This is a genomic window from Nitrospira sp., assembly GCA_030692565.1.
Classification (GTDB): domain Bacteria; phylum Nitrospirota; class Nitrospiria; order Nitrospirales; family Nitrospiraceae; genus Nitrospira_D.
In genome coordinates, this window is record JAUYAO010000041.1 from 78413 (window position 1) to 91054 (window position 12642).

Annotated in this window: 13 protein-coding genes; 9 read left to right on the top strand and 4 right to left on the bottom strand. The window is 58.3% G+C overall.

Features of this window, described 5'->3' with window-relative positions:
• Nucleotides 1-11 precede the first annotated feature (11 nt).
• Entirely contained in the window at nt 12-848 is an 837-nt protein-coding gene (locus tag Q8N04_10185) for an SDR family NAD(P)-dependent oxidoreductase (protein ID MDP3091038.1), read from the bottom strand.
• Between the two features lie 56 nt (nt 849-904).
• Here Q8N04_10185 and Q8N04_10190 point away from each other — a divergent pair, with 56 nt between their 5' ends.
• Complete coding sequence (locus Q8N04_10190) at nt 905-1696, top strand: hypothetical protein (protein MDP3091039.1); 792 nt, start codon at nt 905-907, stop codon at nt 1694-1696.
• Nucleotides 1697-1919: 223 nt separating this feature from the next.
• Here Q8N04_10190 and Q8N04_10195 read toward each other — a convergent pair whose 3' ends face one another.
• Nucleotides 1920-4871 (bottom strand): proline dehydrogenase family protein, encoded by a 2952-nt coding sequence (locus tag Q8N04_10195; protein MDP3091040.1) that lies wholly within the window; start codon nt 4869-4871, stop codon nt 1920-1922.
• Nucleotides 4872-5087: 216 nt separating this feature from the next.
• On the opposite strand from Q8N04_10195, the gene Q8N04_10200 reads away from it, so the two are divergent.
• The 7 genes from Q8N04_10200 to Q8N04_10230 all read left to right on the top strand — a co-directional run bounded on the left by Q8N04_10200 (nt 5088) and on the right by Q8N04_10230 (nt 9661).
• Entirely contained in the window at nt 5088-5951 is an 864-nt protein-coding gene (locus Q8N04_10200; protein ID MDP3091041.1) for a fatty acid desaturase, read from the top strand.
• Nucleotides 5952-6119: 168 nt separating this feature from the next.
• Nucleotides 6120-6995 (top strand): Mrp/NBP35 family ATP-binding protein, encoded by an 876-nt coding sequence (locus Q8N04_10205; protein ID MDP3091042.1) that lies wholly within the window; start codon nt 6120-6122, stop codon nt 6993-6995.
• Nucleotides 6996-7023: 28 nt separating this feature from the next.
• Nucleotides 7024-7329, top strand: a complete 306-nt coding sequence (locus tag Q8N04_10210) for a Rieske 2Fe-2S domain-containing protein (GenBank protein MDP3091043.1) — start codon at nt 7024-7026, stop codon at nt 7327-7329.
• A 25-nt stretch (nt 7330-7354) separates the two neighbouring features.
• Complete coding sequence (locus tag Q8N04_10215; protein MDP3091044.1) at nt 7355-7720, top strand: hypothetical protein; 366 nt, start codon at nt 7355-7357, stop codon at nt 7718-7720.
• A 13-nt stretch (nt 7721-7733) separates the two neighbouring features.
• Nucleotides 7734-8105, top strand: coding sequence for a hypothetical protein (locus Q8N04_10220; protein MDP3091045.1), 372 nt, complete (start codon nt 7734-7736; stop codon nt 8103-8105).
• Nucleotides 8102-8995, top strand: a complete 894-nt coding sequence (gene lipA / locus Q8N04_10225; protein MDP3091046.1) for a lipoyl synthase — start codon at nt 8102-8104, stop codon at nt 8993-8995. The genes Q8N04_10220 and lipA overlap by 4 nt, the downstream gene beginning before the upstream one ends.
• 264 nt (nt 8996-9259) lie before the next feature.
• Complete coding sequence (locus tag Q8N04_10230; protein ID MDP3091047.1) at nt 9260-9661, top strand: globin; 402 nt, start codon at nt 9260-9262, stop codon at nt 9659-9661.
• Nucleotides 9662-9733: 72 nt separating this feature from the next.
• Here the strand turns inward: Q8N04_10230 and Q8N04_10235 are convergent, their stop codons facing one another.
• Both Q8N04_10235 and pgm read right to left on the bottom strand, forming a co-directional pair.
• Nucleotides 9734-9949 carry a hypothetical protein gene (locus Q8N04_10235; GenBank protein ID MDP3091048.1) on the bottom strand — a complete coding sequence of 72 codons (216 nt, stop codon included), beginning with the start codon at nt 9947-9949 and terminating at the stop codon, nt 9734-9736.
• 11 nt (nt 9950-9960) lie between these two features.
• Complete coding sequence (gene pgm, locus Q8N04_10240; protein ID MDP3091049.1) at nt 9961-11610, bottom strand: phosphoglucomutase (alpha-D-glucose-1,6-bisphosphate-dependent); 1650 nt, start codon at nt 11608-11610, stop codon at nt 9961-9963.
• 220 nt (nt 11611-11830) lie between these two features.
• On the opposite strand from pgm, the gene Q8N04_10245 reads away from it, so the two are divergent.
• Nucleotides 11831-12478 (top strand): TrkA C-terminal domain-containing protein, encoded by a 648-nt coding sequence (locus tag Q8N04_10245; GenBank protein MDP3091050.1) that lies wholly within the window; start codon nt 11831-11833, stop codon nt 12476-12478.
• Nucleotides 12479-12642 lie beyond the last annotated feature (164 nt).

The window sequence follows — 12642 nt, forward strand, 5'->3', positions numbered from 1 at the left end:
CTGCTCGCTTCTCAGAGATCCCGACTATCGCAGTTCCAAACCTGGCCCGACAGATCGTTGAGCTGCGTCATATGCACAATCGTTCTTCCCACTTCTTCAAGAGCCGGTGGACGCCGGAGCGCATGGTCCGGCCAGTCATGATCTTCCGGCATCGCCCCTTCTGAGAGGCCGGTCATGTGCCAGCCAGGCAGCACCAGATTCACCCGCACGTTCTGCGGCCCCCATTCCTGCGCAGCGGTCTTCACCAGTCCAATCAGGCCGGCTTTCGACGCTGCATAGGCGGCTTGTCCGATCGATCCATGATATCCCGCATGGGAACCAACCACGACGATCGAGCCGCCGCCTTGAGACAGCAGGAGAGGAGCCATCGACTGCAGACAGTGAAAGGTGCCGGTCAGATTCGTTTGAATGACACTCATCCAGTCGTCTTCCCGCTGCCGCAGGACCAGACTACTTGCCGCGATTCCGGCATTGCAGATAAATGCCGTCGGCTTCGGTGCCTTCTTGAGAAACGCATCGATCATTCGTCGAACTGAGTCACCCTCACGCACATCGGCCTGATAGAGACCGCCGGTTCCACCGGTCACGCGGACCGCGCGCAGAGTCTTCGCAGCCTCGGCCTTCCGTCGATGATAGTGCACGCCGACATACCAGCCCATTGCCGCAAAGGCACGGCAGATGGCTCGCCCGATCCCGCCGGAGGCTCCGGTCACCAAGACTGAGCGCCGTCCGGGTGTGCGCGCCGCTGACCGTTTCGCTGATCCGGTTCGTTTCGGTGAAGCCATGGCGAAGGGATTATGTCGGCAGCCATTCGACAACGCAAGCCCGGGGAACCGGCATCGGCCCATGCCTTGCTGCCTCCGCAACGCCTATGGTACGGTCATTCCAACAGAGGAGGATCCTGATGTCGCACAGTCCCCAAGCCTTGTCCCACGTCTTCGCGCCACTCGCAGTGGCCGCTGCGCTGCTCGCCATTGGATTATTCGCAACCACGCCGCTGGCGGCAGAAGAACCCTCCCAAATCGCCCAGTCCGAAGACTACTTTCCCGACCGGATCGGCACCCGCTGGCAATACCGTGGCCAGATTTCCGAAGGACCGGTGCAGGTGATCGACAATAAGTTTTTCGCCAACACGTCGTCAGTCACCGGAACCAAAAAGCTCAACGGCGTGACGGTCACGGTGTTCCATGATACGAATCCCGGCAACCACGGTGAATCCGACAGTTACTATCGCCGCGATAGCGTCGGCATGGTGTATTACGGATCCGATCCCGGCACGCCGCTGGAAAAACAAATCGTGCCCTATCAAATCGTCCGCTTTCCCATCACCATTCCGTCGTCGTTTCAGCAATTCAACCGGAGCGGCCTCGATTTCGGCAGCGATATGGATCGAGACGGCGTGAATGAGAAGGTCGATATGGTCGGCACAACCCGTGTGGTGAGCCACGAAACGATCACCGTCCCGGCCGGGACCTATTCGAATGCCGTGAAGGTGGAAGCCCGCATGACCATGCAGATCCATCTCTCCGGCGGCGATAAGCCGGCCCGTGGCATCGATGTTATGACAGCCTGGTTTGCCAAAGGGGTCGGGCTGGTCAAATATGTGGAGCGACAGGAATTGTCCGCTTCAAAGGAAGATCGCGGCATGGTGACCGAGATTACCGAAGAGTTGGAAGAATTTACGCCGGCTCGCTAGCAGGCTGTTGAGAGTAAATGTCATGGCCCCAAGGGAATATTGCGAGCCTCTCTTGCCTTCCCCTCCTTCGTAAGGAGGGGCTAGGGGAGGTCGAGTTCGCCGGCTGCATCACCGGTGCGGTAATTCGTGAGTCATACAGCCGCCCTGAGGCTCTACCCCTCCTCACCTCCCCTGACAAGGGGGAGGAAGAGAAAAGACGACAACCAGTGACATTTTTCACGAATCAGTCCGTCGCCTCAAATCCCCGGCGCAGCGTATTTTCGCTGATGACTCGCGACGTCATAAACTGCTGCAGATAGTCGTCGCCTCCGGCCTTTGCACCGACGCCGGAGAGCCGGTGACCGCCGAACGGTTGACGGCCGACCAGCGCCCCCGTGATCGGGCGATTCACGTACAAGTTCCCGACATCGAATTGCTCGCGAACCAGCGCTAGGTTCGCCGGGCTGCGCGAGTAGATGCCGCCGGTCAGGGCATACGTCGTCGAGTTGGCCATCTCCAGCGCGTCCGTCATGCCGGCCGCTTTCATCACCGCCAGCACCGGGCCGAATATTTCCTCCTGCGCCAGCCGATGGTGCGACACCACATCGGCAAACACGGTCGGTCCGACGAAATGCCCTGGCCCTTCGGTCGATCGACGAATGAGTAAGCGGCCTTCTTGCCGACCCATCGCGATCAACTCCTCGATTCGTCGCTTTGCTCGGGCGTCGATCACCGGCCCCACTTGCGTCCCAGGGTCGAGCGGATCACCGATGGCAAGGCTCATCACCGCGTCATGCAATCGCGAGAGAAATTGGTCATACACACTCTCCAGCACGATCGCTCTCGAACAAGCCGAACATTTCTGCCCGGCATACCCGGTAAAGGACGCGACGACGCCCGCGATCGCTTCATCGAGATCCGCCGTGTCATCGACAATGATCGCGTTCTTGCCACCCATCTCGGCGATCACACGCTTCACCATAGACTGACCAGGCTGCATGGCCGCTGCGCCGGCGATCAACTGCAGACCGACGTCCTTTGAGCCGGTGAAGGCAATGGTCGATATCTCCGGATGCGCGGCCAGCGCCCGCCCGATGTCCGGCCCCCCGGGCAAGCAGGTCAACGCACCGAACGGGACGCCGGCTTCACGCAGAATGTCGGTCAGCAATCGACCCAGCAGGGGCGACCGTTCGGATGGTTTGAATAACACGGTGTTGCCGGCAACCAACGCCGCGCTCACCATGCCGGCCGGAATCGCGAGGGGGAAATTCCACGGCGCAATCACCGCCGTCACGCCGCGCGGCCCATAGATCCGATGATTCCGTTCCCCAGGATAATGGCCCAACTGAAGCGGGGAGTCCAACCGGTCCATTTGTCCGGCGTAGAATTCGAGGAAGTCGATGGCCTCTGCCACATCCGCATCCGCCTCCCGCCAGGGCTTGCCGACCTCAATAATTTCCCACGCCGACAGCTCAGACCGCCGCTCGCGCATGAGCGCCGCCGCGCGCCGCATAGTGGCACTACGATCCGCGGCAGGCCGTCGCCGCCATTCCGCCGCAGAAGACACAGCCAACGCTACCGCCTTCGCCGCGTCGGCATGAGCCGCGCTCTGCACGAGCGCGACGACTTCGTCCGGATGAGCAGGGTTGCGCGACTCCATCAGCGTTCCGGTCAATCGCAATTCCCCATGCGGCGACCCCCACTTGTCTCCCGTCCGCGCACAAACCTTTTTGATCGCCTCTTGCATTGCCGCCCGACTGGCGGCCTTCGAAAAATCCCGATGCGGCTCATTCACAAAATCCTTAGAGCCAGGAGGAGACGCCGCCACGGGGGAAGGCGAGAGTGCCGGAGGGGCCAAGAGCGTGTTCAATGATTGCGACTCGACATATTCTTTGCGCAGGAAGGATTCGTTCGACGTGTTCTCCAGCAAACGCCTGACGAGATAGGCCATGCCCGGCAGCAGACGCCCGACCGGCGTGTAGAGCCGCACGCGCCGTCCATGGGCTACCATCGCATGCTGGAAGGGTTCGGCCATGCCATAGATCATCTGATACTCAAATGCCTCAGGCGGAACAGCCAGCGATTCCGCCACGGCCTCAATCACGGCCAAGGTCCGAAGATTGTGGGTGCCGAAGGCCGGATGAATCAGATCACGGTGCTGGAGTATCAGAGGAATCAGCGCTTCGTAGTTCGCATCCGTCTCGGCTTTCTGCTCAAACAACGGCACCGGCCATCCGGCCTGATGATGGCGAACAGTATCAGAATCCCAATAGGCTCCCTTCACCAAACGGATGGTGATCGGCGTGCCACGCCGTGCTGTCCAGGTGATCAAGTCGTGGATATCGCGTTCTGTTTCCCGATGGTAGGCCTGCATCGCGACCCCGGCATGGAGAAAGGAGCGGTAGTTCTCTTCTGTAAACAGCCGTCGAAAGATATCCAAGAGCAGGTCTTTGCTGTCGGCCTGCTCCATATCGAAGATCAATCCGCACGATGTCGCTGCCGCCAGATCCACGATCGGCCGTAAGCGCGCCCCCACCGCGCGATAGGTTCCGTCGGGATCGATAGGATCGAGGCGCGCAGTGAGCGCAGAGATCTTGAGCGAGAGCTGGATCCTGGGCAGAGCGCCCAGATGATCCCGCTCCAAACGCGGAGCAGCGGGCCAGCGTTCCGCCTCCGACTGCAATTCTGACAACGCCGCCAGACAGCGATCACGATACTGATCGGCTTCGAGGTTGCTGATCGTCGCCTCACCTAACAAGTCCACGGACCAGGCGCGCCCGTCCTTCCACAATCCCGCGAGAACGGGGAGGGCCTCGGCCAGCGAGCCTCCGGCAATGAACGTCCGGGCCATCTGCTCGACTTGATGACGAATCGATTTTCCGGTGATCGCAGCTCCCCAAGTCGTCGCAGCGAGGGCCTTCATTCCCCACTGCAATCCGAACACATGACCGTGGCGCACGCCGAAATACTCCTCTGCCAGCTTCACGACCGCCTGATCAGATGCCAGAGCGGGGAGCACATCGATGAACCGGAATAACTGCACCTTGAAGACCGGATCTTTCATCGCCAGATTGATCACGCGTTGCGACCACCAACGGCCCTCAAAGATCGTCGGTGCTCGGCCCGCAGATAATGTCGAGAGGTGAGTTCCGATGCGGAGAACGGCGGATGCAAGTGACGATGCGCTCGACGTCATGCGGCCTCCTGAACGATGACCACTCTTGACTCAATCAGTATACGCCGATCGCTCACCGGCTGCGTCATCTGGAATGCGATTCCACTGCTCAGACGGCGGCGAGCGGAATGAAGAAACAGTTGTAAAGCATGCGTCATTTGGCTAACATAAATAAATAAGTAACGTTCACCGAAGTCGTGATGGTGGACTGTATGATCCCCAGCTTCAGGAGGATGAATGACTGCACCCGATCAAGCCGTCTCCACTGATTACACTGATTTTTCGTATATCAATTTTTTATTGTTTTGCGCCGTCGTCGCCGCCACCGTCATTGGGATTCCGCTGTACGGGTACTTTGTCGGATTCACCACCTTCGATTGGATCCTTTCCTTTGTCATGTATGTCGTGACCGGCATGGGGATCACCGTCGGCTACCATCGCCTGATCTCCCATCAAAGCTTCGAATGTCCTGACTGGGTCAAACGTTGCGCACTGGTTGCCGGGGGATGGGCGCTCCAAAACTCGGCCCTCATCTGGTGTGCCGACCACATTCGCCATCATGCCCGCACGGATACAGACGAAGACCCCTACAATGCCAGCAGAGGCTTCTGGCACAGCCACTGCGGCTGGCTCTTTTACGAAACCCCGCATCGCACCGACAAGTACGAAATCCGGCTTCGCCGAGACCCCGTGATCCTCTGGCAACACCGCTACTATTGGTTGATCGTGGCATCCGGGTTGGCCATCCCTTTTGCCCTCGGCGTGTGGTGGCATCAAGGCTGGATGGGCGGCATCAGCGCCCTGCTGCTCGGCGGGCTCTTCCGCATGTTCATGGTGCTCAACTCCACGTTCACGATCAATTCCCTTTGCCACATGATCGGCAGTCAGCCGCACGGGACACAGGACAGCAGCCGCGACAGCTGGCTGATCTCCTTCGTGAGCTTCGGGGAGGGTTATCACAACTATCATCACACCTATGCGCGCGACTACCGCAACGGACCCAAGTGGTATAACTTTGACCCCTCGAAGTGGATCATCTACACATTGTCGCTGTTCGGATTGGCGACCAATCTGCGCCGGCCCGATCCCTCGGTGTTCTAGCCTCGTCTTCAGCTTCCCCAGTCGGGCCATAGCCGCCTATGGTCCGACTGGCCCATTTCCTTTCCCCCAGCCCATCGCTTATGATGGCCGTAGCATTGTGCGTCCATGTCTTTCGGCCGCGACCGTAGCCTTGTGAGCCGAACCATCGATATAGCGGAGGACCGATCCATGGCAGATGAACATTCCCACGAAGCGCAGCAAGCCCCGGCGAAAGAGAATTTTATTCCCGGCGTGAAGCATGTCATTGCCGTCAGCAGCGGCAAAGGCGGCGTCGGCAAATCGACGGTCGCCTCAAACCTGGCCTGCGCCCTGGCCCTGACCGGGGCAAAGGTCGGTCTCATGGATGCGGACTTGTACGGCCCCAACATTCCCATGATGATGGGCAGTTCAAAAGGCCCAGAGCAAAAAGACGGCAAGATCGTCCCAGTGGAAAACTACGGGGTGAAACTGATCTCCATGGCCTACCTGGTGCCGGAAGAAGCGCCGCTCGTGTGGCGAGGCCCGATGGTCCATCAATACCTGCAGGCGTTTTTCCGCGACGTGTTGTGGGGCGACCTGGACTACCTCCTGCTCGACCTGCCTCCCGGCACCGGAGATGTCCAACTCTCCATCTCGCAAATGGTGCCCCTGGCCGGCGCCATTACCGTGACCACGCCCCAGGAAGTGGCACTCTACGATGTCCGGAAGGGCATGGCGATGTTCCAAAAAGTGAACGTCCCGCTGCTCGGCATCGTCGAAAACATGAGCTCGTTCGTCTGCGGCCATTGCGGCGAACGCACCGACATTTTCTCGCATGGCGGCGGGGAGCGGGCCGCGGAGAAACTGGGCATTCCCTTCCTCGGGCGCATCCCCATCGATCCGGCGATTCGCGACGGCGGCGATTCCGGCCATCCGATCGTGGTAGGCAATCCCGCCTCTCCCCAGGCGGCCGCCTTTCGGGACATTGCTCAAAAGATCATTCACGCGTTAGGCGCGACGGAACAGAGCGGCTCGTCGATCGACAGCCTGCTGAAGAAGATCAAGCAGCCATTTACCAATAGCTAACAGGGCGTCTCACAGCGGAGGAACGGCAATGGGAGATTTCGTACGGGTCGCGGGCACGGCAGATGTAAAACCCGGGCATGCCATCGTCGCGGAAGTCAACGGCAAAACCCTGGCGGTCTTCAATGTCGACGGCACCTTTCACGCGATCGACAATACCTGCGTGCATCGCGGCGGACCGCTGGGCGAAGGCGATCTCCACGGCAATGTCGTCGCGTGCCCCTGGCACGGCTGGCAGTTCGATGTCACGACAGGAGAATGCGTCAAGAACCCCGCGGCCAAAGTCGAAGTGTATCAAGTCAAAATCGAAGGCGACGACATCAAGATCCTCGCATAATTCGTTCACACAGAAAGAGAGCGCGATGGCCACCACCACAAAAGATCAGACCGAGATCGCCGCAGCCCTGGTGCGGCTCTATGTGTTCCTGGCTCAATATCTCGACCGCTGCTTCGATGAAGCCGCCCGCAAGAGTTACCCGGACTCGGAGCTGCAGGCCCACCTGACAGAGACACGCACACAGCTCATGGACATTCTCTCTGTGAATCCCGTCGTGAAGAAGAAACTCGAAGAAGACTGCAACCGGATTCTGGCTCTGGGCGCGACGTGCTTGACATCCGGCGCAGCAGATCCCAAGACCCGTGAATCGATTCAGGCGGAACGGGCAATCCTCAAGAGCAAAACCCTCGCGCTGAGCGACCTCGTCGCCGTGTTTCGCGCATTGGAATAAGGCCCAGCACGCTATGGGAGAGAGCGGCCTCGATAAACATCAGCTCGCCGGGCTGGATTATCGGGAAAGGGGATTCAACCGCCCCGTTGAATTCGTACGAGCAGGGGAACAGTTTTGCGCCATCTTGCGATATGAAACCATTCGCATCAGTACCGATCCTCACCCCGGGCAAGATGCGGCGCTCATGGCACTCATTCGGGATCTGCACCTGCAGGGATATCGGCAACTCAGAACCCAGGTCAGCTTTCGCAACGGCATCTACCTCGGCTCGCAAGAACTGTGGGTCGAATATCCGGACCCCGCGCCGCCTCCAAAGCCGGCAGGCTTGCTGAGCCAGATCCTGGGATTGTTTCGAGCACGCAGACAGGACAACACCCTCTCATGAGCCTCATCTCCATTGAAGCACTCCGCTCTCCCGAACGTCCGCGTTTGCCCGCCTGGTTCAAAATCAACGCACAGACCGGTCCGGACTATCTCGACATCAAGCAGACGATGGACCGCCTCAAGCTCCACACCATCTGCGAAGAAGCCCGCTGCCCCAATCGGTGGGAATGTTGGAACGCGCGCACCGCCACCTTCCTGATTCTGGGTGACATCTGCACGAGGCGCTGCCACTACTGCTCGGTTGAGACGGGGAGACCGCTCGCAGTCGATCACGGCGAACCTCAGCGGGTCGCTGAAGCCGTTCAGGCGCTCGGCCTCCGCCATGCCGTCATCACCTCGGTGAATCGCGACGAGTTGCCTGACGGTGGCGCAACCATCTTTGCGGAAACGATCCGCCAGACGAGGGCCCTCAGCCCAGGCTGTACGATTGAAGTCTTGATTCCTGACTTTGAGGGAAATGAGGCCGCGCTCACCACCGTCTGCGCAGAGAAACCGGAGATCCTGAATCACAACATCGAGACCGTCCGCCGCCTCTTTCCATCGCTCAGGCCGCAAGGCAAATATCAGCGGTCGATTGAATTACTCGCCCAGGCCAAGCGGCAAGGAATGACGACCAAGTCCGGCTTGATCCTGGGTATGGGAGAGACGCTCGACGAAGCCCGCGACGTGATGCGCGACTTGCGCGCCGTCAATTGCGACATCATGACGATCGGACAATACCTCCAACCGACAAGAGACCATCTGCCGGTCGCTCGCTATTACGACCCCTCCGACTTCGCACTCTTGAAAGAGGAGGGGATCGCCATGGGCTTCACGCACATTGAATCAGGACCGCTGGTGAGAAGTTCCTATCATGCGGAACAACAAACCGTTCAGACCACACCACCCTAACTTTGCTGTTCTCTCCACCCCATCATCTTCCTTCCTCTCCTCGGTCATTTCCATAGGCATCAAATGAAATCCGCACGACATTCCCCGACGTCAGTGTCTAAAGCATTAGACAGATCAGCGACTTAAGTCAAAAAACAATTTTTCCGATAGAGGTTTCAACGGATGGCCGGTCCTGCTTGCGCACTGGGACGTGCTCCCCCATGCCAAGTCCATCTTAAGTTGAGCACTGCCGGAGACCGAGAGCGTCTCTTGCGAGGAGAAGGCATGTCCTTAGTAGAGGTTAAGGAGAGTTACAGCCGTTGTTGCGTGAACCCAAAGTTCTTTGATGTGTTCTACGCCAACTTCCTAGCCAGCCACCCCACGATCGCTCCGATGTTTGCAAAGACCGAAATGTCCAAACAGAAGTCGCTCCTCAGGCAGGGGATCTCGATGATGTTTATGCATTTAGGCGGCAATGGCGTGGGCACGACCGGCATCGATCGAATCGGGGAAAGTCACAGCAAGAAGAAGATGAATATCGATCCGAACCTCTATGACTTTTGGATCAACTCTCTCGTGAAAAGTGTGAAGGAGTGCGACGAAAAGATGACTCCTGCACTCGAAACTGAATGGCGGAAAACGCTCCGAACCGGAGTGGATCGCATTGTGTCATTCTACAATAAATGAGCACCATCCCTGAAGCTGGACAGCGCGCGCGGCAGCCATCACTATTTGATGGCTGCCCTGCTCGATCGATCTTCACCCCCGCACAAAATACGGAATGGCCATGAGCGCCACCCCGATTACAACCAGCGCATAGACATTCGCGATGAAGTAGGGGAAGACACAAAGGGCAACTCCCACGCAGAGAGGGACCACGGCCTTTTGCTTTCTGCCATAGATACAAAAACCGACACCGATCGATCCGAAAAGCATCCCCCACATCAACGCAGCCGTACTGCCCAAGTCAAACATGGCTCAGGATCTCACTTGGCTGAGGCGAAGGCCTTGGCGATCAGCTCCTGAGCCGCACCCTGTATCTGCTTCAAATGTTCCTTACCTCGAAAACTCTCCGCATAGAGCTTGTAGACATCTTCCGTACCGGAGGGGCGGGCGGCAAACCAGCCTTGCTCGGTCACGACTTTCAATCCGCCGATGGCCGCCCCGTTGCCGGGGGCGGTCGTCATCATGGCGACAATCTTGTCTCCGGCCAGTTCCGTCGCTTGAACCTGAGCAGGGGAGAGCTTAGACAGAATCGCCTTCTGTTCAGGCGTCGCCGCGGCATCGATTCGTTCATACCGCGGTTCGCCCAATTCCTCAGTCAGATCCTGATAGAGTTGCGCCGGATCTTTGCCGGTCTTGGCCATCATCTCAGCCGCCAGCAAATCCATGATGATGCCGTCTTTGTCGGTGGACCAGACGGTCCCGTCCCGCCGTAAGAAAGACGCCCCGGCGCTCTCTTCACCGCCGAATCCGAGTGAGCCATCCAGCAATCCACTCACAAACCATTTGAAGCCGACCGGCACTTCAACAAGTTTCCGCTTGAGTTTGCCGGCGACTCGATCAATGAGACTGCTGCTGACCAACGTCTTGCCGATACCGGCATCAGGCTTCCAGCCAGGGCGATTGGCAAACAAGTAGGCGATCGATACGGCGAGGTAATGATTCGGATTCATCAAGCCCGCCGTGCGTGTCACGATCCCATGGCGGTCGTTATCGGCATCGTTGCCGAACGCCACGTCGAAGCGATCTTTCAGCGCGATCAGATTCGCCATGGCATAGGGCGAGGAGCAATCCATCCTGATCTTGCCGTCCCAGTCCAAGGGCATGAAGCGAAAAGTCGGATCGACGGTGGGGTTCACATTTTCAATGTTCAATCCGTAGCGCTCAGCGATTGGCTGCCAATAGGCCACACCGGAGCCGCCCAGCGGGTCGATGCCAAGTTTCAGCTTGGCCGACTTGATCACGTCGAGGTCGATGACATTATCCAAATCCTTCACGTAGGCGTTGAGGTAATCATGTCGGTGAGTTGTAGGAGCTTTTCGAGCCTGTTCATAGGACAGACGCTTCACCCCTTGGAGTCTGCCTGCAAGAAGGGCATTGGCTCGATCTTCGATCCATTTGGTGACCTGCGTATCGGCCGGTCCGCCATGCGGCGGGTTGTACTTGATACCACCATCTTCAGGCGGATTGTGCGACGGGGTAATGACAATGCCGTCGGCCAGACCGGATGTGCGGCCGCGGTTATAGGTCAGGATCGCATGAGAAATGACCGGGGTCGGTGTAAAGCCGCCATCCTGATCGATCATCACCGTGACACCATTGGCCGCAAGCACTTCAAGCGCCGAGATACAGGCAGGCTCTGACAACGCATGGGTATCTTTGCCGAGGTACAGCGGTCCGGTCGTCTGCTGTGCGGCACGGTATTCGCTGACTGCCTGGGTGACGGCGAGAATATGCTGCTCGTTGAAGCTTCGCTTGAGGGATGACCCACGGTGGCCGGACGTCCCAAATGTCACACGCTGGTCACGAACCGAGACGTCGGGCGTATCTGACAAATAGGCAGAGAGCAGCCGATGGACATCGACAAGAATGGACTGTGGAGCCGGCTGACCGGCCAAGGGATGAATCGGCATAGAAAGCCTCGCGCGAAGTCATTGTCTGAGTTACTACAGACTGTTGCATGTACGCTTTGAGCGAGACACTGTCAATCTGTGAGAGAATACCGGATGGCCAATGGGGTAAGGCTCTCTTGATCAACAGCTGAAGAGAAGAGTAAAGATATGAGTAATAAATCCCATTCGATTAAGCAGTTTACATAATACCTCTTATCGGACACTACTATTCAGAAGACTTATGCGCTTAGATTTCCTCAATCGCCTTCAGAAAGAACTTTCCGTTACGAGCACCGCTCTCCACGAAGCGGTTGTCTCAATTGCGGAGCGTGTCAATCGCAAGGTTCAGATCCTCCGCCTCCATTGGCAGGCATCAAGCGTACTTGAGCGAATCGATGCCATCAGCCAGGATCTTGGACATCAGATCGTTGACCAGATCTCCCGCCGCCCCTCCGAGCGCCGCCCTCTCGATCCTGACCTCTCGGAGGTCGACAACACCATCCATCGTGCCACCACCCGCATCCAGACGCTCAAACAATCACTGGTTGAACTCGATGTTCAAATCAGGCAGCTGAAGCTGGAAACCATCCACGAAGACCTCCTTCGCCTCCAGCAGGATCTCAGCCAACGTTCGGCCGGCATTGAACGAGTCATGATCCCGCACAGTTCTGCCGCTGTCGGACAACGCATTGGCGACGTTCCGCGTGCATCATCCATTCACATCGCCACGGTCATGCGCGGACCATTCCTGTTGGCGCCTGCTGAGGACCTGACCTTCCGTACAGGCGACATTGTCGTCCTCATGGGCGGACAGACGGAACTGGATCATCTCTCCACCTGGTTTACCCGCCGCCGTCACTCCACCTCCTCCGCAACGCAGTCCGCCTAGCCCCATAGGCAGAAGCCTAGGCCTTCCGGTAGAATGAACGCATGATGATGCGTGGGCCTCGATCTCTTAGAGCCACTCTGATCTTCTCCGCGCTCCTATTCCCTTGGGCAAATCCTCTCCCTTGGGCAAATCCTCTCGCGACGGCAGCGATCACGGATTCTCCG